Source organism: Dermabacter jinjuensis (genome assembly GCF_902381725.1).
Taxonomy (GTDB): domain Bacteria; phylum Actinomycetota; class Actinomycetes; order Actinomycetales; family Dermabacteraceae; genus Dermabacter; species Dermabacter hominis.
In genome coordinates, this window is sequence record NZ_LR698963.1 from 1,881,554 (window position 1) to 1,903,099 (window position 21,546).

The 21,546-nt window shown below is 63.7% G+C and carries 17 protein-coding genes and 1 pseudogene; 5 read left to right on the forward strand and 13 right to left on the reverse strand.

The genetic code is table 11. The features are described from left to right. Positions 1 to 50 precede the first annotated feature (50 nt). The 6 genes and pseudogenes from FXY94_RS08365 to FXY94_RS08390 all read right to left on the reverse strand — a co-directional run bounded on the left by FXY94_RS08365 (position 51) and on the right by FXY94_RS08390 (position 6,977). Complete coding sequence (locus FXY94_RS08365; protein ID WP_016664594.1) at positions 51 to 920, reverse strand: ParA family protein; 870 nt, start codon at positions 918 to 920, stop codon at positions 51 to 53. A gap of 115 nt (positions 921 to 1,035) precedes the next feature. Beyond that, positions 1,036 to 1,983, reverse strand: coding sequence for a site-specific tyrosine recombinase XerD (locus FXY94_RS08370; RefSeq protein ID WP_016664595.1), 948 nt, complete (start codon positions 1,981 to 1,983; stop codon positions 1,036 to 1,038). 9 nt (positions 1,984 to 1,992) lie between these two features. After that, positions 1,993 to 2,952, reverse strand: coding sequence for a heme o synthase (locus FXY94_RS08375; RefSeq protein ID WP_016664596.1), 960 nt, complete (start codon positions 2,950 to 2,952; stop codon positions 1,993 to 1,995). Between the two features lie 149 nt (positions 2,953 to 3,101). Further along, positions 3,102 to 4,087 (reverse strand): annotated as a pseudogene (locus FXY94_RS08380) (IS481 family transposase). Continuing rightward, positions 4,084 to 5,328 (reverse strand): MFS transporter, encoded by a 1,245-nt coding sequence (locus FXY94_RS08385; protein ID WP_016664599.1) that lies wholly within the window; start codon positions 5,326 to 5,328, stop codon positions 4,084 to 4,086. The pseudogene FXY94_RS08380 and the gene FXY94_RS08385 overlap by 4 nt, the downstream one beginning before the upstream one ends. Continuing rightward, the gene (locus FXY94_RS08390) at positions 5,325 to 6,977 is read right to left on the reverse strand and encodes an ABC-F family ATP-binding cassette domain-containing protein (protein WP_016664600.1); all 1,653 of its coding nucleotides are present in this window, start codon (positions 6,975 to 6,977) and stop codon (positions 5,325 to 5,327) included. The genes FXY94_RS08385 and FXY94_RS08390 overlap by 4 nt, the downstream gene beginning before the upstream one ends. A 432-nt stretch (positions 6,978 to 7,409) precedes the next feature. On the opposite strand from FXY94_RS08390, the gene tkt reads away from it, so the two are divergent. The 5 genes from tkt to aroD all read left to right on the forward strand — a co-directional run bounded on the left by tkt (position 7,410) and on the right by aroD (position 14,819). Next, a complete protein-coding gene (tkt, locus tag FXY94_RS08395; RefSeq protein WP_016664601.1) occupies positions 7,410 to 9,509 on the forward strand; it encodes a transketolase in 2,100 nt (699 codons plus the stop codon). A gap of 54 nt (positions 9,510 to 9,563) precedes the next feature. Then, positions 9,564 to 10,667, forward strand: a complete 1,104-nt coding sequence (tal, locus tag FXY94_RS08400; RefSeq protein WP_016664602.1) for a transaldolase — start codon at positions 9,564 to 9,566, stop codon at positions 10,665 to 10,667. An 87-nt stretch (positions 10,668 to 10,754) separates the two neighbouring features. Continuing rightward, positions 10,755 to 12,293: a glucose-6-phosphate dehydrogenase gene (gene zwf / locus FXY94_RS08405; protein ID WP_016664603.1), complete on the forward strand. Its 1,539-nt coding sequence runs from the start codon at positions 10,755 to 10,757 to the stop codon at positions 12,291 to 12,293. Next, positions 12,290 to 13,987: a 6-phosphogluconolactonase gene (pgl, locus tag FXY94_RS08410; protein ID WP_016664604.1), complete on the forward strand. Its 1,698-nt coding sequence runs from the start codon at positions 12,290 to 12,292 to the stop codon at positions 13,985 to 13,987. The genes zwf and pgl overlap by 4 nt, the downstream gene beginning before the upstream one ends. Positions 13,988 to 14,042: 55 nt before the next feature. Continuing rightward, entirely contained in the window at positions 14,043 to 14,819 is a 777-nt protein-coding gene (aroD, locus tag FXY94_RS08415) for a type I 3-dehydroquinate dehydratase (RefSeq protein ID WP_016664605.1), read from the forward strand. Between the two features lie 159 nt (positions 14,820 to 14,978). On the opposite strand, the gene secG is transcribed toward aroD, so the two are convergent. The 7 genes from secG to rapZ form a co-directional block, all read right to left on the reverse strand. Then, positions 14,979 to 15,221, reverse strand: coding sequence for a preprotein translocase subunit SecG (gene secG / locus FXY94_RS08420; RefSeq protein ID WP_016664606.1), 243 nt, complete (start codon positions 15,219 to 15,221; stop codon positions 14,979 to 14,981). 108 nt (positions 15,222 to 15,329) lie between these two features. Next, positions 15,330 to 16,112, reverse strand: a complete 783-nt coding sequence (gene tpiA / locus FXY94_RS08425) for a triose-phosphate isomerase (protein ID WP_016664607.1) — start codon at positions 16,110 to 16,112, stop codon at positions 15,330 to 15,332. A 2-nt stretch (positions 16,113 to 16,114) separates the two neighbouring features. Continuing rightward, positions 16,115 to 17,311 carry a phosphoglycerate kinase gene (locus FXY94_RS08430; protein WP_016664608.1) on the reverse strand — a complete coding sequence of 399 codons (1,197 nt, stop codon included), beginning with the start codon at positions 17,309 to 17,311 and terminating at the stop codon, positions 16,115 to 16,117. 147 nt (positions 17,312 to 17,458) lie between these two features. Next, positions 17,459 to 18,463, reverse strand: a complete 1,005-nt coding sequence (gap, locus tag FXY94_RS08435; protein ID WP_016664609.1) for a type I glyceraldehyde-3-phosphate dehydrogenase — start codon at positions 18,461 to 18,463, stop codon at positions 17,459 to 17,461. Between the two features lie 164 nt (positions 18,464 to 18,627). Continuing rightward, positions 18,628 to 19,611 (reverse strand): DNA-binding protein WhiA, encoded by a 984-nt coding sequence (whiA, locus tag FXY94_RS08440; RefSeq protein ID WP_016664610.1) that lies wholly within the window; start codon positions 19,609 to 19,611, stop codon positions 18,628 to 18,630. 1 nt (position 19,612) lies between these two features. Continuing rightward, on the reverse strand, positions 19,613 to 20,629 hold the full coding sequence (locus tag FXY94_RS08445) for a gluconeogenesis factor YvcK family protein (RefSeq protein WP_016664611.1): 1,017 nt from the start codon (positions 20,627 to 20,629) through the stop codon (positions 19,613 to 19,615). A 6-nt stretch (positions 20,630 to 20,635) separates the two neighbouring features. Continuing rightward, positions 20,636 to 21,538, reverse strand: a complete 903-nt coding sequence (gene rapZ / locus FXY94_RS08450) for an RNase adapter RapZ (RefSeq protein WP_070458847.1) — start codon at positions 21,536 to 21,538, stop codon at positions 20,636 to 20,638. Positions 21,539 to 21,546: the final 8 nt, after the last annotated feature.

Genomic DNA, 21,546 nt, shown 5'->3' on the forward strand with positions numbered 1-21,546 from the left:
GAAGTCGCTCTTGCGCCGTTTCGGCCTCCGCCCCGGCCGATTCGGGCCCGTCAAGCCGCTGCCCCGCGCGCGAGGAGTTCGCGCGCAAGCTGGCGGTAGGCGTCGGCACCCTTGTTGTTGGAGGCAAACGTCGTAATCGGTTCGGCCGCAACCGAGGCGTCCGGGAACTTCACGGTGCGGTTGATTGCCGTATGGAACACCTTGTCGGGGAAGGCCTCAACGACTCGGGCCACAACCTCGCGCGCATGCAGCGTGCGCGGATCGAACATCGTGATGAGAATGCCATCCATTTCAAGACGTGGGTTGATGCGGTCCTGGACCTTTTCAATCGTTTCAACAAGAAGGGCAACGCCACGAAGCGCAAAGTACTCGGCCCCAAGCGGGATGATGACGCCGTCGCTCGCCGCAAGCGCGTTGACGGTCAGAAGACCGAGCGATGGTTGGCAGTCGATGAGAATAATGTCGTAGTCACCGACAACGGGGCGAAGCACGCGGGCAAGAGCCATTTCGCGCGCGACCTCGTTGACGAGCTGGACCTCCGCCGCAGACAGATCGATGTTGGCCGGAAGGATCTCCATGTTTTCCGTCGTCGTCGGCTGGATTGCCTCGCGGATGTCGTGATCGCGCTCTAGAAGCAAGTTGTAAACGGTGAGGTCGAGTTCGTAGCTGTTGATGCCCGTTCCGGCGCTAAGCGCGCCCTGGGGATCGAGGTCTACGAGAAGAACCTTGCGGCCAAGCTCAGCGAGTGCGGCACCAAGATTAATGACCGAGGTCGTCTTCCCCACGCCGCCCTTCTGGTTCACCATCGAAATGATTCGCGCGGGCCCGTGAGAGTCGAGTGCCTTCGGCTCGGGAAAGTCCGGAAGCGGGCGCCCCGTGGGGCCGTAATTGAGGTTCAAATCAAGCTCGCTCTTTGTCACGTGTACCTGTCCCTACGTCGTTGGTGTTCGCGGGCTCTCGCGTGCACTCACTGCACGCGGCCCATGAAAATAAGTCTAACCGGCAGCCCTGGATACGAATTCCACCCGCGCCCCGCTACAGCGCTCGCGGATGAGAGCTCGCGTGTATTTCTCGAAGTGCCTGTTGGCCCAGATGTGTGTAGCGCTGGGTCGTCGTGATTGAGGCGTGCCCGAGCAGCTCCTGCACCGTGCGGACGTCGGCCCCGCCTTCCAGAAGATGAGTCGCATAGCTGTGACGCAGCGTGTGAGGACTCACGTGTGCCGTGATGTTCGCATTCTCGGCTGCGGTCTTGACGATCGCAAAGGCGGCTTGCCTCGTCAGACGCGTGCCCCTGTTGCCCAGAAAGATCGCAGGGCTTCCGCTCCCTTTCGCGAGAAACGTTGGACGAGCCCGAGTGAGGTATGCCTCGAGTGCCTCGAGGGCGTAGCGCCCGAGCGGGATAAGACGCTCCTTATTGCCTTTTCCGCGCACGCGGATGATCTGATCGGCTAGTGCAGTGTCATCAACGTCGAGCGCGAGCGCCTCGCTGATGCGGCAACCAGTGCCATAGAGCACCTCGACGAGGGCCCGATTGCGAAGGGCGCGCTCGGAGGCAAGTCCCCCGGTGAAAGGCCCCGACGCCGCGTCAATAAGTGCGGCTACCTCCTCAACGCTCAAGGCATCGGGAAGGCGCAAAGGACGGGAGGCTTCGCGTACCCGCGCCGCAGGATCGCCCGTTCGCGTTTCGTTCTCTTCATCGAGGAAGCGGTGGAAGGCACGGATCGAAGCGAGCGCTCGCGCCGCGGACGAAGGCGCAAGGGGAGCAGTTCCCGCGCTCCCCTCGCGCAGAGCACCGATATACCCCGCAATCGTGGGCGTTTGAACGTCGCGCACATCGATCGCGCCCTCGTCGAGATACGAAAGGTACCGCGTGAGATCGCGGCGGTATGCAGCGACGGTATTGGGGCTCAATCCTCGTTCGATGCGAAGGTGCGTGAGGAAGGATTCGGCAAGGCGTGTAGCGCTATCGACGCGCTGGGGCATGAGGTCTCTCTACAGCACCACGAAGGGGTCGATGGCGAGCGCGACGAACACGAGCGTAAGGTACGTAATCGACGCGTGGAACACCCCCATGGGGTTGAGCTTCGAACCGGTCATACCGCGCCGCACGCGCACCGCGTATCGCACAACCAGAAACAAGAACCAGCCGCCGAACACGATCGAGCTCACCGTGTACACGATGCCTGTGGGCGCGAGGGGAATGATCGCAAACGAGCACAGCAGCATCATGACCGTGTGGAACACCATGTGCTTCGCGACGGTCGTGCGCGAGCTCACGACGGGGAGCATAGGAACCTCGGCGCGGGCGTAGTCCTGCGTAAAACGCTCGGCGAGCGGCCAGTAGTGCGGCGGCGTCCAAAAAAAGATCACGAGGAAAAGAAAGAACGCGGTCCATGAGACGCCACCCGTGACGGCGGACCAGCCGATCAAAACCGGCATGCAGCCCGCAATCCCGCCCCACACGATGTTCTGACTCGTGCGGCGCTTGAGAATCATCGTGTAAAACACGACGTACAGCAGGATCGCGCCGAGCGCGAGGAGTGCCGAAGGAGCGTTGACAAACGCCCACAGGTACACCACCGAGAGCGCGCACAGGGCGAGCCCGAATGCGAGAGCCGCTTGCGGCGAAACCTCACCCGTGACGAGCGGGCGGTTCTTCGTGCGCTTCATCTTCGCATCGATGTCGCGGTCCAGATACATGTTGAGGACGTTCGCGCCACCGGCGGCAAGGTAGCCGCCCACCATCGTGTTGAGGATCAGCAGCCACGACGGGAAACCACCGGCCGCGAGAAACATCGTGGGGATAGTGGTGATGAGCAAGAGCTCAATAATGCGCGGCTTAGTGAGAGCAACGTACGCGAGAAGGGTACGGCGAAGCGAGCGGTCACTTCCGCCTCCATGCTGCGCCGTCGCCTCATGGGAAAGGGTGGTCGTGCCGGGGCTTTGATTCACTCGCGTTCCTCGATTGCGTGGAGATTGCGTGGACGAAAAGGCTGGGGAGGGCCTTGTGATCGGGATTGGCCACAGCGAAGGGCCTAACGTCCCTCCACAATAGTCGCCCGGGAGGCCGGGAGCCAGGATCTCTCGGGTAAGTCACGCCACTAGATGTACTGCTCGGGGACGTTGATCAATCGTGAGAACGGCGGCTGGTTGTCGCAGGCCGTGTGCGGGCGGTGCTGGTTGTACTGGTGCAGCCAATCCGGCAGGGCGTCGCGTCGTTCTTGCTCGCTGGTGTAGCAGCGGGCGTAGGCCCACCCGTCGGCCATGGTCCGGTGGAAGCGCTCTACCTTGCCGCTGGTCTGCGGCCGGTACGGACGCGTCCGCATCGGGGGGATCGAGAGGGCCTCGCAGGTGTCCCGCCACAGGTGCGAGCGATAGGCGCCACCGTTGTCGGACAGCACCCGCTCTACGGAGACGCCGCGATCGGCAAACCACGCCACAGCCCGATGCAGGCCCCCGACCGCGGTGACGGCGGTCTCGTCGTCGTGGACCTCGGTGTACGCGACGCGGGAGTGGTCGTCAATGACGGTGTGCACGAACGCGTACCCGAGCCTGGGGTTGTGCCACTTGCTCTTCGGCTTACCCGGTGTCGCCGTTCGGTTGTGGTCGCCTTGGCGGCGGCCGACGTAGCGCCAGCCGCCACCGTCGGGGATGTTCCCGAGCTTCTTCACGTCCACGTGGACCAGGGAGCCGGGGTGGGGTGTTCGTACCGGCCGATCGGTTCGCCACTCTCGCGGTCCACGTAGGAGAGCCGGTTCAGTCGGGCACCGGCCAAGATGCGGTGGACGGTTGAGGGCGCGATGCCGAGTCGGGCGGCGAGCTGCACGGGGCCCTCACGCAGCCGTATCCGCAGGCTGACGCACCGCTTCGTCGTCGCCTTGTCCGTCTTGTTCGGTGAGGTCTTCGGCCGGGACGAGCGATCCTGCATCGACTCGCCGGCGCGATAGCGGTCGACCCACCTCTTCACGGTCGGCCAGGAGACCTTGAAGCGAGCGGCGACTTCGCTGATGGGCCTACCGTCGTCGACGACGAGCTGAGCCACCTTGAGCCGGTGGCGAGGTGTCAGGGTGGCGTTGGCGTGCATCACTCCTCACCTGCTGCGACGGGCGTCGTCCGCGGCGTTCGGAGTTGCCCAAGGACTGCAAGGAGGATCGTCGTGGCGAGCGGCACGAGTCCGGCGGCGATGAACAAGCTGGCAGCGGCGATGTGTCGGCTGAGGAGTCCGGTGAGTGCGATGGACAGTGGCATGAAGGCGATGGAGATGAAGAAGTCGAGGCTGGCGACTCGGCCGAGCATCTCCAGCGGTACGTGTTCCTGCAGGACCGTGCCCCAAATGACCATCCCGACTCCGATCGACGCACCGTAGACCGCCAGTCCGGCGCTGATGATCCACGGATTGTTGGTGAATGCGGAGATGGCCAGTGGAAGGCAGCCGAGTGCCCATGCGCCGACCATTACGGGCAGGAAGTGTGAGGGGGTGGGCCATGAGCCGGCGACGAGGGAACCCACCAGGCCGCCGACGCCCAGAGCTCCGAGGACGACTCCGTACACAGCCGGACCGTTGTCATGGGTCGAACGTACAAGCGCGGGCAGGAGAACTTCCAGCGGGCCGGTCACGGCCAGGCCCATGGCGGCCGCCAACAGCACGCTGGAGCGAACCCAGCGCGTGCGGGCGACGTAGCCGAACCCGTCGAGCAGGTCCCGCAGCGCAGAGGTGGCCGGAGCTTCGGCGTCGGTCTCGGCTGAGCAAGGGGCAGGAAGCCGCAGGGCGGCGATCAGGGCGAGTCCGACCGCGCCGGCGATGAGGTACCCGCCCGCGGCGGGCACGCTCGCGCCGATGACGGCACCGACGACACCGGGGGCGAGGGTCTGTCCTACCAGCGGCCGGGTGGTCCCTTCGAGCCCATTGACGGCCATCAGGTCGTCGCTTCCCACGAGGACGGGCACGAGCGCGGTGTAGGCCGGGAAGAAGAAGGCGGTCGAGACGCCGATGATGAACGCGGACACTGCCAGCATCCAGAAAGTGGCCGCGTCGAAGATGGCGGCGGTGGAGGTCGTCGTCGAGGTGGCGAGGTTGACAGTGAGGACGCCGACGATGACGGACTTCTTGGCGACGCGGTCCGCAAGTACCCCGGCGGGCAAGGAACCTGCGAGCAGGCCGATGCCGCTCCACGCCACGACACCCGACAAGGTGGCCGCCGTGGCGCCCAGGTCGAGGGTCTGCATGGCTAAGTAGAGGGCCCAGGCACCCTGGGCGAAGACGGTGAGCACCATCGCTGCAAACAGCGGTCGGTAGCCGGGGACGGACAAGGGGCGAAGGGGGTTCATGGCAGGTCCTTTGGGGCAAGGCTGAGGTGGGGCCAGTCGGTGAGGTCGTCGAGCATCTGCCGGTCGTGCGTGGCGACGATCGTGGCGCAGGAGGTCCGCAGGAGCTCGGTGGTGATGTCGTCGACGAGGCTCGATGACAGATGGTTGGTGGGCTCGTCCAGGAGCAACAGGTCCGGGTCCACCGCCAGGCACATGGCCAGATGGAGGCGGCGTTGTTGCCCTTGCGACAGGTGCCCCACGGGTGTGCGGGTTGCCGCGGGCTCAAGCAGCCCGAGTGAGCCGAGGGAGGGTGCCTGTGATCGGCGGCCCTGCGTGGCCAGGTACGTCTCGTAGACCACGTGTGCGGGGAGGGCGTCGTCCCAGTCAGGGACCTCTTGAGACAACAGGGCGACGCGCACCCTCGGGTTCACCCGCAGCTGGCCTGTACTCGGGGCCAGTCGCCGACCGAGAAGCCCCAACAGTGTGGACTTCCCAGCACCGTTCGGCCCGGTGACCACCAACCGGTCTCCACCGCTGATGTCCACCGAGACCGGGGTGGTCAACTGGTCAGTCACGGTGAGCATGGAGGCGTTGACGATGTTCTGACCGGTCCGCGCTGACGATATGGGCCATGCCAACCGCAGCGGTGGCTCTGGCACGTCGATCTGATGACGCTCTAGGTCCACGATGCGGCGGTTGAAAGCCTGGACCACCCCGGCAGCGCGCGTAGCCCGTTGGTGCTTGCCCGTTCCCTTGTCGGGTCGCCAACCGCCTTGCGACAGGCGGGAGCGTGCGTCGTCGGCGGCGCGGGTCAGTTCCTGATGCCGGGCGACCTGGGCGGCATAGTCTTGCTCCCAGGCGGCCCGTTCTCGTTGCCGCCCTTCGATCCAGCCCTCGTAACCGCCCGCGTAGGTGCGCGGAAGGCCATCGCGGGTCGGGTCGAGGTCCAGGAAGCTGGTCGCCACGTCGCGCAGCAGGGCGCGGTCGTGGCTGACTAAGGCCAGGCCACCGGGGTGGTGCCGCAGGCGCTCAGTCAGGAACGACAGCCCTGCCGCGTCCAGGTGGTTGGTGGGCTCGTCCAGCAGCAACAGGTCAGGGGTCGATCCGAGGGCGACCGCCAGCCGTACCCGGTACCGCTGACCGACCGACAAGGTCGACAGGACCCGATCGCGGTCGCTACAGGCGTCCAGGCCCGCCAGGGCGATGTCAACACGGCGGTCTGCATCCCAGGCGTCCAGCCGCGTGGCCGCCTCGAGTGCGGCGGAATAGGCGTCGGCCGCGTCATCGCCCGCGGCCAGCGCCGCGGTAGCCACGTCGAGGGCCTGCAGAGCGGCCCTGGATGGGGCGGTAGCCTCGGCAATGAGGTCACCGACCGTGCGATCGCCCTCGGTGGCCATGTCCTGTTTGACCAGGACGAGGGAACCCACCCGGGTCACCACTCCCGAGTCGGGTTTCAAGATCCCCGCCAGTATGTGGAGCAAGGTGGTCTTGCCCCGGCCGTTGTCGCCGACGATCGCCAGTCGCGACCCGGTGGAGACGGTGACGTCAGTCCCACTCAGCAGCGGCCTGTCGCCGAGTGTCAGGTGGAGTGATTCAGCGCGGATGTGTGCAGCGGATCCTTGGGATGTCCCGATCCAAGCACATGACTGTAAAGGTTCTGTGGTTGGCATTGTGTACTCTCAGCTCGTCATGGAGCCGGGCACCACGAAGCGGCCGCCCGGCAGATGGCCAGGACGGCAGACGAGAGGTCATAAGGGGTCCCGCCGCCGTCAGCGGACGGAACGCAGCTTCATCGAGGCGATGCCTGAGTACATGCGGCCGAGGATACAGAGACCGGGCGATGCCACGCAAGTCAACTAACGTCCCCGGTCAGTGCAACTAGACGTCCAGGTCCGACGCTTGCCGAGCAGCCGTCGGACCCACACGGCACAGCTGCGTGCCGGCGCCGCCGCTGAGCCCTTGTTTCCTGCATTTCCTGAGACAGCAGTCACCTATCCTCCAATTTCGCGCGATACTATCGACACGATTTTGGCCCCTCGCGCCGATCCGGTCCCGCCCTCGGCGCTTGAGATGGATCAACCGATGGAAGGGAAAGAACTTTCGTGAGTAGCAATTTCGTAGCCCCCGAGGGCTGGAGCGATCTCGACAAGCGTGCCATCGACAACGCGCGGATCCTCGCCGCGGAAGCCGTACAGAAGGTCGGCAATGGGCACCCGGGCACGGCTGTGAGCCTCTCCCCTGCTGCCTACCTCCTGTACCAGGACATCATGAACCACGATCCCAAGGATCCGGACTGGTTCGGCCGAGATCGCTTCATCCTCTCGTGCGGTCACACGAGCCTCACGCAGTACCTCCAGCTCTTCCTCGGCGGCTTCGGCCTCGAGGTTGAAGACCTTCAGGCGCTGCGCACCGAGGGCTCGAAGACCCCGGGCCATCCCGAAAACTTCCACACGGCCGGTGTCGAAATGACGACGGGTCCGCTCGGCCAGGGAATTGCATCGTCCGTAGGCTTTGCCATGGCGCAGCGCCGCGTTCGGGGCCTCCTCGATCCCACCGCCCCCGCCGGCGAGAGCCCGTTCGACACCTTCACCTACGTGATTGCATCCGACGGCGACCTCGAAGAGGGCGTGAGCCACGAAGCCTCCTCCCTCGCCGGCACGCAGCAGCTCGGCAACCTCATCGTCATTTGGGACGACAACGAGATCTCCATCGAAGGCGATACCAACATCGCCTTTACCGAGGACACCGCCGCCCGCTACCAGGCCCTCGGCTGGGATGTGCGCACCGTGGACTGGACCAATGGCGGCACCGAGTACGTCGAAAACCTCAAGGAGCTGAAGGACGCAATCGTCGCCGGCCAGCAGGTCACTGACAAGCCGACCTTCATTCGCCTCCGCACCGTGATCGCATGGCCGACCCCCGGCAAGTCCGGAGACCACGCTGCTCACGGATCCGCACTTGGCGATCAGCCCATCGCCGGGCTCAAGGACATCCTCGGTTTCGATACCGAAAAGACCTTCGAGATCGACGAAGAAGCTCTCGCACACGCCCGCGCCCTCATCGAGCGCGGTGCCCAGAAGCATCGCGAATGGGATGCCAAGGTGGAAGAGTGGCGCGCCGAGAATCCCGATGCCGCGGCGCTGTACGACCGCTTGATCGCCCGCGACCTTCCCACGGATCTCGACGAGGCGCTGCCGGTCTTTGAGGCCGACGAGAAGGGCCTCGCGACCCGCGCTGCCTCCGGCAAAGTCCTCTCTGCCCTCGCTCCCGTTCTCCCCGAACTGTGGGGTGGGTCGGCTGATCTCGCGGGCTCCAACAACACGACTATGGCGGGTGAACCGTCGTTCATTCCTGAGGCCAACCAAACCAAGGACTTTTCGGGCAGCCCGTACGGCCGCACTCTCCACTTCGGTATTCGCGAGCACGCGATGGGCGCCATCCTGAGCGGAATCTCGCTCTACGGCCTTACACGCCCGTATGGCGGCACGTTCTTCCAGTTTGCGGACTACATGCGCGGCTCGGTGCGCCTCGCCTCGCTGTGCAAGACTCCCGCGATCTACGTGTGGACACACGACTCAATCGGCCTCGGCGAAGACGGCCCCACCCACCAGCCTGTCGAGCACCTCGCCGCCTACCGCGCAATCCCGAACCTCTCGATCGTGCGACCGGCTGATGCGAACGAGACTGCTCAAGCGTGGAAAGCGGTCCTCAAGCGCGACGAGGGTCCCGCTGGTCTGATCCTCACGCGCCAGGGTGTTCCCACCTTTGACCGCGAGGAGTATGCGAGCGCGGACAACCTCGACAAGGGCGCCTACGTCATGAAGGACGCTTCCAACGGTGAGCCCGAGGTCATCCTGATCGCGACGGGTTCCGAGGTCCAGCACGCTGCAGGCGCGCAGAAGCTACTTGAAGCCGAAGGCATTCCCACGCGACTCGTGTCGATGCCCTGCGTCGAGTGGTTTGACGAGCAGAGCGAGGAGTACCGCGAATCGGTTCTTCCCAGCACCGTCAAAGCGCGCGTGAGCGTCGAAGCCGGGATCGCGATGCCCTGGTATCGCTTCCTCGGTGACGCAGGACGCGCAGTCTCGCTCGAGCACTACGGTGAGTCGGCATCGGGCTCGCTCCTGTTCGAGAAGTACGGTTTCACGGCCGAAAACGTTGCGGCGAAGGCGAAAGAATCCCTCGCTGCAGCTCGTAAGTAACCGCCAATCAATCGGATACTCAGCTCAACCGAACACCTCCCGAAAGGTTTTGCCATGACCGAACTGACGCAAAAGCTCAGCGACCTTGGCGTCTCCCTCTGGCTCGACGATCTCTCCCGTGCACTCATCGACACCGGAGACCTCGAAAAGCTCATGAGCGAACGCAACATCGTCGGTGTCACCACGAATCCCGCGATCTTCAAGGCGGCCATCGCGGGCAAGTCGGATTACGACCGTGCAATCGCCGACGCGGCTTCGCGCGGCCTCGATGCCGATGCAATCATCACGGAGCTGACGACGCGCGATGTGCGCGATGCATGCGACGTATTCGCGCCGACCTACAAAGCTTCGAACGGCTTCGACGGTCGAGTGTCGATCGAGGTCGATCCGCGCCTCGCGCACGAGGAGGACGCGACCGTCGAGCAGGCGAAGTCCCTTAGCGCACTCGTGGACCGCGAGAACGTGATGATTAAGATCCCCGCGACCGACGAGGGCCTCCCGGCGATCACCCGTGCGATCGCTGAGGGCATTAGCGTGAATGTCACGCTCATCTTCTCGCTCGAGCGCTACCGCCAGGTGATCGATGCCTACCTCAGCGGACTCGAGAAGGCAGCAGAAAACGGCGTGGATCTCTCACGCATCCACTCGGTGGCCTCCTTCTTCGTGTCCCGCGTGGACAGCGAAATCGATAAGCGCCTCGAAGCCATCGGCGGCGATGCCCTCGACCTTCTCGGCAAGGCCGGCCTCGCCAACGCGCAGGCTGCGTTTGCCGAATACCTCGAGTATGTCGGCTCCGATCGTTTCGCCGCCCTCAAGGAAAAGGGCGCGAATCCGCAGCGCGCCCTGTGGGCATCAACCGGCGTGAAGAACGAGGCCTATCCCGACACGATGTACGTGGACCGCCTCGTCGGCAATCCGGTCGTCAATACGGTTCCAGGTAAAACCCTCGAAGCCGTTGCCGACCATGCCCGTATCGAGGGCCCCCTCACCGAGAGCGACCTCTCCGCCGCACGCGAGACCCTCGAAACCATCAGCGCCGCCGGAATCGACCTCGACGATGTCTTCGCCGTGCTCGAACGCGAAGGCGTCGAAAAGTTCGAGGCCGCTTGGGAGGACCTCCTCTCGGCGGTTCGTGACGCCGCCTCGGCCGCACAGTAACACCCCTTTACGCGCCGTGCCCGCGCCCCGTCCTTTGGGTGCGCGGGCACGGCCGCGACAGAAGTCAATACCTACCAAAGGACCATAGTGAGGCAGAACGAAGCTGCACCAGGCAACCCTCTGCGCGATTCGCGCGACCGTCGCCTCCCCCTCATCGCTGGACCGTGCTCGGTCGTCATGTTCGGAGTCACGGGCGACCTCGCCCGCAAAAAGCTCCTTCCCGCAATCTATGACTTGCACAATCGCGGTCTACTCCCCCCGGCCTTCGGCCTCGTGGGCTTCGGTCGACGCGACTGGAGCCACGACGACTTCGCCGATTACATGCGCGAAAGCGTAGAGAAGTACGCACGCACCCCCTTCAACGAGCACGCGTTCGAACAACTCAGAGGCGGCCTTCGATTCGTCACGGGTGCCTTTGATGACACTGAAGCCTTCGAAGAACTCACGCGAGTGGTAAGCGAGCTCGACGACTCGAGGGGAACGGGCGGCAACCATGCCTTCTACCTCTCCATCCCGCCCAGCGCCTTCCCTCAGGTCGCGGAACAACTTGCACAATCGGGCCTCAACACTCCCTCCGAACATTCGTGGCGGCGCGTCGTCATCGAGAAACCCTTCGGGCACGACCTCGAAAGCGCACGAGAGCTCAACGACATCGTCGAAAAAGTCTTTAAGCCCGAAGAAATCTTCCGAATCGACCATTACCTCGGCAAGGAAACGGTGCAGAATCTGCTCGCGTTCCGGTTCGCGAACCAGATGTTCGAGCCCGTGTGGAACTCGCGCTATGTCGACCACGTGCAGATCACGATGGCTGAAGACATCGGGATTGGCACCCGCGCCGGGTACTACGACGGTATTGGAACCGCGCGCGACGTCATCCAGAACCACTTGCTCCAGCTTCTTGCCCTGACGGCCATGGAAGAACCCATCACGTTCGATGCTGCCGAGCTTCGCAATGAAAAAGAAAAGGTCCTCGCCGCAGTCGAACTGCCAGAGGATCTCGCCGAAGGCACCGCCCGTGGTCAGTACGTCGGCGGCTGGCAAGGCGGTGAACAGGTCAACGGCTACCTCGAAGAGAACGGTATCTCGCCCGACTCGACTACCGAGACTTTCGCGGCGATCAAGCTCAAGGTCAATACTCGCCGCTGGGCAGGCGTGCCGTTCTACCTCCGCGCGGGCAAGCGCCTCGGGCGGCGCGTCACGGAGATCGCGATCGTCTACAAGCAGGTGCCGTTCCTTCCCTTCCGCGATACCGACACCGTAGACCTCGGCCAAAACGCGGTCGTCATCCGCGTCCAGCCGGATGAAGGTGTGACAATGCGTTTCGGCTCGAAGGTTCCCGGTACCCAAATGGAGGTGCGCGATGTCAACATGGACTTCGCGTACGGATCGACATTCACGGAGGAATCCCCCGAGGCCTATGAACGCCTCATTCTTGACGTTCTGCGTGGCGCTCCTCCTCTCTTCCCCCGGCAAAAGGAGGTGGAGCTCTCCTGGAAGATCCTCGACCCCATCCTCGAGTTCTGGGATGAGCATATGCCGCCCGCCCCGTACCGTTCAGGCACGTGGGGACCGCAGACTGCACACGACATGATGGCCCGCGACGGCCGCACTTGGAGGCGTCCATGATTTCGACACTTGAGAACACGACAGCTTCGCAGATCGGCGCTAAGCTTCGCGATTTGCGCGAAGAGGACGGACTCATTTCCCTCAACCGCGTCGCGACGCTCGTCATCGTGACGCACACCGGCTCGCTCGACGAGCCGATCCAGGCCGCGGTGCGGGCAAGCCAAGAGCACCCAGCACGGATCATTGTGATCGTGACCGAGCACGACTCGGATCGCGATGCCCTCGATGCGGAAATCAGGGTGGGTACGGACGCCGGCGCCGGCGAGGTCATCATTTTGCGCGCGCACGGACGCGTGAATGCTGGCCTCGACACGCTCATCACGCCGCTTCTACTTCCCGATGCCCCCATCGTCACGTGGTGGCCTTACACTCCGCCGGCCTCACCATCGCAGGATCCGCTCGGTGCAATCGCGCAGCGCCGCATCACCGACGTCTACCAGTGCGAAAGCCCGAAGTCGTCCCTTCTGCGTCTCGCCCGCGGCTACAAGTCGGGTGATTCCGATCTGTCGTGGTCGCGCATCACCAACTGGCGCGGTCTCGTCGCAACCGCGTACGACTACCCGCCCGCCGACAAGCCGAAAGCCATCACTATCGAAGGGCTCGAAGACAACCCATCGTCGCTGCTCATGCAGGCCTGGCTCCAGCGCTCGCTCGGCGAAGATGTTCCGGTCGAATTCAAGGTCGTCAAAGCCGATCACGGCCTGAGCGCCGTGACCCTTCACCGCGACGACGGCGACATCCGCCTTATGCGCTCGAGTGAGGAGGGCATCACGATGAGCCTTCCCGGCAACAATGACGACCAGTTCGTGACGATGCCGAAGCGCACCATGTACGACCTCTTGAGCGAAGAGCTTCGCCGTCTCGACCCCGATGACGTGTACGGCGATGTCCTCGCCGCGGCATTCCCGCTGACCGGTGACCCGAACAGTTTCGCGGTGGGCAAGCCCGAGTCAACCGACGTTGTTTCGGACGACATGGATGCCGTCGTGAAGGCCGTGGCGAAGGACGCCGTGGCTCGGATCGCCGCCGCTATTGAGGAGCGCGGTATCGCCCACCTCGTTCTCACGGGCGGGCGTGCAGGAACGGCGACGGCGGAGCGCATCGCTATCTCGCTTGAGTTCGCTGAGGTCGACACGTCGAAGCTGCACGTCTGGTGGGGTGACGAGCGCTTCGTCGCAACCAAGTCCTCGGACCGCAACGATCGCCCCGTGATCTCGGCGTTGACGACCGGCGCGGGCATCCCCGTGTACAACGTGCACACGATCCCCGGTTCCGACGCCGGTATGAGCCTTGATGAGGCCGCCGCCTGGTACGGGCAGCAACTCACGATCCAGGGAAGCGACTCAGCGTTCACGACACAGGGCGAGGCCTACTTCGATGTGCTTTTGCTCGGGGTTGGCCCCGACGGCCACGTCGCCTCGCTTTTCCCGGAACACCGGGATGCTCGGGCGACATCGGCCTACGCGGTTCCCGTACGCAATTCCCCGAAGCCACCGTCGGAGCGCATTTCGCTTTCATGGCCTGTGCTCAATAGCGCGCGTCACGTGTCCTTCCTTGTCGCGGGCTTCGATAAGGCGCAGGCGGTAAAGACGGCGCACGGGAAGGTCGATGCTGCGGCCTGCCCGGCCTCGGCGGTGCGGGGTACGGAATCGACGACGTGGTTCCTGGACAAGGAAGCAGCGCACTTCCTGTAAGCCACGAGTGCGAGCCACAGCTGTGGATCGCGGTGAAGAAAGGCGAACGAAAGCCATGACGACGGGCGTGATGATCGGCGAAGTCAGCCTCGGTGAAGGCCACAGGACAGCGATCATCGCGCCCGTGCTCGGTTCAAGCGTGAGCGAACTGAGCGATCAAGCGGTACAGGCGCGAGAGGCGCCCGTGGACATCCTCGAGGTGCGTCTCGATCACCTCCTGGGCGAGGCCGACGTTCCCTTCGCCCAGGCCGAGGCCGCCATTATGGACGCGCTCCGCGCTGTTCGCGCATCCGCTCCCTCGCATCCGCTGCTCGCGACGATCCGCACGGCGAGCGAGGGCGGCACGTGGAGCGTTACGGACGACGTTTACGCCGAGCTGCTTTCGGCAATCGCAAAATCCGGTCTCGCCGAGGCACTCGACGTCGAGATCGCGCGGCATCCCGCTGCCATCAGCTCCGTTCTCGAAGCTACCGAGGCCTCTGGCATTCCCGTTGTCCTCTCGCGTCACTACTTCGAGGCCACTCCCCCGCGCGAGGCGATGCTCGCGATGCTCGAATACATGACGACCCTCGCACCCCCGCAGCGGGCCATCGCGAAACTCGCGGTCATGCCGCAATGTCCCGAGGACGTCCTCGCCCTTCTCAGCGCGAGCCTCGACGCGAAAAAGCGCCTTGAGCGCCCGCTCATCACGATCGCGATGGGGCATCTAGGCAGGGTAAGCCGGCTCGCAGGCGAAGTATTCGGATCCGACGCAAGCTTTGCCACCGTCGGCCCCCAATCCGCCCCGGGGCAGCTCAGCGCCAGCACCCTCGCGATCGTGCTTGATCGGTAGTTTCTCTTTCCCGTGGCCCACGCCGGTCAGCCGATTGAAGGGGCGAAGAGGAGAGTGAAAGCTGGCTCGAGGGAAAGAAAAACACCCGAGTGCCTTCGACATACACCCGGGTGCGTAAAGAATCAGTGTGGGAGAAACGGCGCGAGGCGCGCCAGGTCCCTACATGAATCGCTCAACCACGGCGATACCAATCGCCGAGCCAAGCCACACCACGCCCACGACGGTCGTAATGATGTTGAGGTTGCGTTCCGCAACGCCCGAAGAGCCCGCACCGGTCGAAATGCCGCCGCCGAACATGTCGGAGAGGCCACCGCCACGCCCCTTGTGCATGAGGATAAACATCATGAGCAAGAGGCTCGTGATCGCAAGAATCACGAAGAGAGCGATCTTGAGAATTTCCATGTCCGGGAGGTTCCTTCGGTTGACATAGGGGAAACGAGGTTAACAATACGCTACACGGCCCAGCCTAAGGCCGAGCCGCGTAGCGAGGTTATCACTTCGTGAGGGAAATCAATCAGCGACGTTGTAGGTGGCGATCTTCGCGAACTCATCGGCCTTGAGCGATGCACCACCAACGAGTGCACCGTCAACGTCAGCCTGCTGCATGAGGTCAACAATCGAGGAGGACTTCACGGAGCCGCCGTAGAGCACGCGCACCGAATCGGCAACCTCGTCGCCGAACTTCGTACGGAGCAGATCGCGGATCTCGCGGCACACTTCCTGCGCGTCTTCGCTCGTCGCGACTTCGCCGGTGCCGATCGCCCACACGGGCTCGTAGGCAATGACGATCTTCTTGACGTCCTCGGCCGAGAGGCCTTCGATGCCACCTTCGACCTGCGCGAGGGTGTATTCGACGTGCTTACCGGCCTTGCGCTCCTCGAGCGGCTCGCCTACGCAGAGAATCGGCGAAAGATCGTTCGCGAGTGCAGCCTTGACCTTGGCATTGGTCACCTGCTCGGTCTCGCCGTGGTACTGCCGGCGCTCCGAGTGGCCAACAGCTGCGTAGGTTGCACCGAGAGCCTTGAGCATCGCGCCCGAGACTTCGCCCGTGTACGCGCCAGATTCGTGCTCGGAAATGTCCTGACCGCCGTACACAATCCCGGAACCCGAACCATCGAGAACAGTCTGAACAGTGCGGATGTCAACAAACGGAGGAAGAACAGCAACCTCGACGGCATCGGTCTTGTGGCCGGCTTCCTTGAGGTTCTCGACGAGGTCCTCAAGGAGCGCCTGAGCCTCGATGTAGGTGAGGTTCATCTTCCAGTTGCCTGCAATAAGCGGGGTACGAGTCATGATCACTTCTCCTCAAGAATGGCGATACCCGGCAGCTCCTTGCCCTCGATAAGTTCGAGGCTCGCACCGCCACCGGTGGAAATGTGCGAGTAGCGCGCTTCGTCGAAGCCGAGATTGCGGATCGCGGACGCGGAATCGCCGCCACCCACGACCGTGTAGCCCGAGCATTCGGCGAGGGCTTCGGCGATAGCTTTGGTGCCGTCTGCGTAGAGTTCAAACTCGAATACGCCCATCGGGCCGTTCCAGAAGACCGTGCCGGCATCGCCGAGCTTCGAGGCGAACAGCTCGCGGGTCTTCGGACCGATGTCGAGACCTTCCTTGTTCGCAGGGATGTCGCTCGAGGGAACGACGTCGGCGGGGCCGTCCGGCCCGAAGTTTTCGGACACGACGTTGTCGACCGGAAGGACGATCTCGACGCCCGATTCCTCGGCGCGCTTGAGGTAGCCCTTCACCGTCTCCACCTGGTCTTCTTCAAGGAGCGACTTGCCTACCTCGTGGCCAAGGGCCTTCTGGAAGGTGTAGCTCATGCCGCCGCCGATGAGGAGGCGGTCGGCCTTGCCGAGGAGATTGTCAATCACGCCGAGCTTGTCGGAAACCTTCGAGCCGCCGAGAATCACGACGAACGGGCGTGCCGGCTCATCGGTCACCTTGCGAAGCGACGCGACCTCCTTTTCGACGAGCGAACCCGCCGCAGCCGGCAGGAGCTTAGCCACGTCGTACACGGACGCCTGCTTGCGGTGGACAACACCGAAACCGTCAGACACGAACGCATCGGCGAGCGAAGCGAGTTCCTTCGCGAAGGCTTCGCGCTCTGCCTGATCCTTGCTCGTTTCGCCGGCGTTGAAGCGGACGTTTTCGAGAACGGCCACATCGCCGTCACCGAGGCTTTCGACCGTCTGCTTGGCGCTCTCGCCAACGGTATCCGTCGCAAACGCGACCGGCGCCTCGAGGAGCTCGCTCAGTCGATCCACGGCGGGCTTGAGGGAGAACTTGGGATCCGGCGCGCCCTTGGGACGGCCGAGGTGAGCGGTCACAATGACACGCGCACCCTTCTCGCGAAGAGCATTGATGGTCGGCAGCGAAGCACGAATACGGCCATCATCCGTGATGGTCGTGCCGTCGAGTGGAACGTTGAGATCGGCGCGTACGAGAACGCGCTTGCCGGCGAGATCGCCGAGTGAATCGATGGTCTTAAGCATGGGTCACATCCTCATAAAAAGGGCGGGGTGGCGATTGCGCACCCCGGTGGAGCCTTTCAGCCCCAGGTGGACGAAGGGCCCGCGCCCACAGCGGTGCCGTGACGCGGACCCTTCGTTGAGGTACTCAAGAGTGAGCGGAGGGGAGAATCAGAGCTTCTCGCCCATAAGGACGGTCAGGTCAACGAGGCGGTTCGAGTAACCCCACTCGTTGTCGTACCACGACACGACCTTGACCTGGTTGCCGATGACCTTGGTGCAGCCGGCATCGAAGATCGAGCTGTGCGGATCGGTCTCGATGTCCTTCGAGACGATCGGATCCTCGGTGTAGGCGAGAACGCCCTTGAGCGGGCCCTCTGCGGCCTTCTTCACGGCAGCGTTGATCTCCTCGACGGAAACCTCGCGCTCAGCCTCGAAGGTGAGGTCCACGACCGAGCCGGTCGGCGTGGGAACGCGGAGCGCGTAACCGTCGAACTTGCCCTTGAGCTCGGGGAGCACGAGAGCAACAGCAGCAGCGGCGCCGGTCTTCGTGGGGATGATGTTGAGGGCTGCGGCGCGAGCGCGGCGCAGGTCCTTGTGGGGCGCATCGAGGATGCGCTGGTCACCCGTGTACGCGTGCACCGTCGTCATGAGGCCCTTGACGATGCCGAATTCATCGTTGAGAACCTTTGCGAGCGGGGCGAGGCAGTTGGTCGTGCACGAGGCGTTCGAGACCACGTGATGGTTCTCAGCGTCGTAGTCGCCCTCGTTCACGCCAACGACGAAGGTTGCGTCAACGTTCTTGCCGGGGGCCGAGATGATGACCTTCTTGACGGTATCGCCGAGGTGAGCCTTGGCCTTCTCAGCATCGGTGAAGAGACCGGTCGACTCAACGACGACCTCAGCGCCAACCGAGGCCCAATCGATAGCAGCCGGATCCTTTTCCGAGAACACCTTGATCGACTTGCCGTCGATGGTGATCGAATCCTCGGTGGACTCGACAGAGCCGTCGAAACGGCCGAGGATCGAGTCGTACTTCACGAGGTGCGAGAGGGTCTTGGTGTCGGTGAGGTCGTTGACAGCAACGATCTCGATGTCGGCGCCCTGCTCGAATGCAGCGCGCGCGAAGTTACGGCCGATACGACCGAATCCGTTAATACCAACCTTTACGGTCACAGTTCCTCCTTGGTGCACGGCGGCGTTTCCGCCGTGTGGGACTGGGCTTCGCGCACCTCCTTGTACGCATGGATCCCGCGTGTGCGGGTTAGCTCGATTCTATCAACATTGTGATGCGAGGCTCATAGGAACCTGGGGAGCCACAAGCGGCTCAGCGCGCTTTTTTATTCCGCATCTAACATTTCGGGACCAAGGTTTGCCTCGGTTCCAGGAATGCCGCGTTCCTCGGCAGTTTTATCAGCGAGGGCGAGAAGCCGACGGATCCTCCCTGCCACGGCGTCCTTGGTCATGGGCGGATCGGCGAGCTGGCCGAGTTCCTCGAGACTTGCCTGACGGTGTTCGAGGCGGAGAAGACCTGCGGCACGCAAGTGATCGGGAATGTCGTCGCCGAGAATTTCGATCGCCCTTTCGACGCGGGCGCCTGCGGCAACGGCGGCACGCGCCGACCGGCGCAGATTTGCATCGTCAAAATTGGCGAGACGGTTTGCGGTCGCCCGTACTTCCCGCTTTGAGCGCTTGTCGTTCCAAAGCGCCGCAGTTTTTTCGGCACCCATGAGCGCGAGCATGTGACCGATTGCTTCGCCGTCGCGAATCACCACGCGGTCTGTCCCGCGTACTTCTTTCGATTTCGCTTGGATGCCGAGCCTCCGGGCCGATCCCACCATCGCGAGTGCGACCTCGGAGCCGGGGCACGTGAGTTCAAGCGCGGCACTTCGGCCTGGTTCGGTGAGACTTCCGTGAGCGAGGAAAGCTCCTCGCCATGCAGCAGCCTGATCCTCTGTGCTCCCGCCAACGACGAGCGGCGGCAGGCCTCGTACGGGCCTCGAACGCGCATCGAGAAGGCCGGTTTGTTTCGCAAAGATCGCGCCATCGGAGAGCACGCGCACGATGTAGCGCGTCGAGCGCCGGATCCCCGACGCAGCGAGGACGGTGACTTCGCTCGGGTGCCCGTAGAGATCGGCGACGTAGGTCTTGAGTCGGCGGGCACTCGCCGACTGGTCGAGTTCGGCCTCAATCGACACCCGGCCACCCACGAGGTGGAGACCTCCCGCGAAGCGCAAAAGGGTCGCCACCTCGGCTTTACGTGCGCTCACGCGAGTCACGTCGAGGTGGGAAAGCTCCTCCTTGACATCGGCAGTCAGGGCCATTTCAGTCCTTCCATGGGTGGGTGAAAACGCCATTAAACACGTCGCGATACGCGGTCGCGAGTCGAAGCGGATCGTGAGTGGGGGTTCCGTCATTCGTGGATACCGTGCGCATGAGAACGTCGATTCCACGGTCGTGGGCGGCGGTAACGAGGGCCTTTCCACCGTCGCGTTCGACGGAAGGATCGGCTACGAGCGCATTGAATCGGAGCTCAGGGGCTGCGTCGCACACGATGGCAAGCAGATCAGTGCTCGTGAGGCCGACGGTTTCCGAGCGCCCCGCAGCGAGGTTCATCGTCAGCACTTTGCGTGCGTTCGTGTGCGTAATGGCGTCACGTAGTTCAGCGATCTTCACGTGTGGGAGGACGGAGGTGTACCAGCTACCGGGACCGATCACGAGCCATTCGGCCTCTTCGATCGAGTCGAGCACCTCGCGTGCGATCTGAGGTTCGGGCGGAATGATACGCAGGTCCTCGACGTGGCCGGTGGTGGCGGCGACATCCGCCTGGCCGCGGATCGTGCGAAGTTCTTCGCCCGGGAAAGATACGAGCGCCTCGATATCGAGAGGCTCGAGCGCCATCGGAAGAACACGACCGGAAGTACCAAGGAGTTCACCGACGTAGTCGAGTGCGGCGATGGGATTGTCGAGTAGCTGCCAGAGGGCGACGATGAGAAGGTTTCCGAGCGAGTGGCCGTTGATCTCACCGTCCGAGGTGAAGCGATGCTGCACGACATCGCGCCACGTCACTCCCCATTCCGAGTCCTCGCACAGGGCCGAAAGCGCCATGCGGAGGTCACCGGGCGGGAGGATCGGGAGCTCGGCGCGTAGCCGGCCCGAGGAACCGCCGTTGTCCGCCACGGTCACCACTGCGGTGAGATCACGCGTGAGGTGGCGCAGCGCGTTAAGACTCGCTGATAGGCCGTGACCGCCGCCAAAGGCCACCACTTTGGGCCCCCGCGTGCGCGAACGCAGGGGCGTGGGCATGAGCGAGGACGTACGCCTCGGGACATTGGCGTTCACGGCGCTTTACTCTCTGCCGAGATCGCGGTGGCGCACGCGCACCGGGTAGCCAAGCTTTCGAAGCTCATCGCCGATGGTCTCCGCGACCGCAACGGAGCGGTGCTTACCTCCCGTACAACCGATGGCGACGGCAGCGAATTGCTTGTTCTCCTCGCGGTAGCCGCGCAGTACGGGAATCAACATCTCGACGTAACGACTGATGAATTCCTTCGCGTTCGCTTGCTCCAAAACGTAGTCGGCAACCTCGCTATCGATGCCGCGCTTGTCGCGAAGCTCCGGCACCCAGTACGGGTTCGGAAGAAATCGCACGTCGGCAACGTAGTCCGATTCGATGGGAATGCCGTATTTAAAGCCGAAGCTCATGACGTTGACAGTCACGGTGTGGTCGTCCCCTTTGCCGAACTCCTTGCGCATGCGCATCGAGAGCTGGTGGACGTTCAGCGGCGAGGTGTCGATGACGATATCGGCCATCCGTCGCAGCGGAGCAAGCTGCTCTCGTTCGCGGCGGATCCCTTCGAGCACGCCCTCCTCGCCCTGGAGAGGGTGGGGGCGTCGAACCGAGTCGAACCGGCGCACGAGCGTGTTCTGATCGGCGCTGAGGAACACGAGGCGCGTGCGCACTTCCTGTTTCCGGAGGTCCTGGATAACTTCGGGAAGGTCATTGAAGAAGGGGCCGGAACGCGGGTCGGTAACGACGGCGAAGCGATTGGCGCGGCCGACGGCCTGAGACTGAAGGTCGAACAGGGTGCGGATAAGTTGCGGCGCGATGTTGTACACGACGTACCAGCCCATGTCTTCGAGAGCATGGGCGGCAGTCTCCCTGCCTGCACCCGCAAGCCCCGTGATGATCACGATTTCCGGGGCGATACCGCTCTGGTCCGACGGCTGCTCTGTCTCACCGTTGCCCAGCTCTTGCT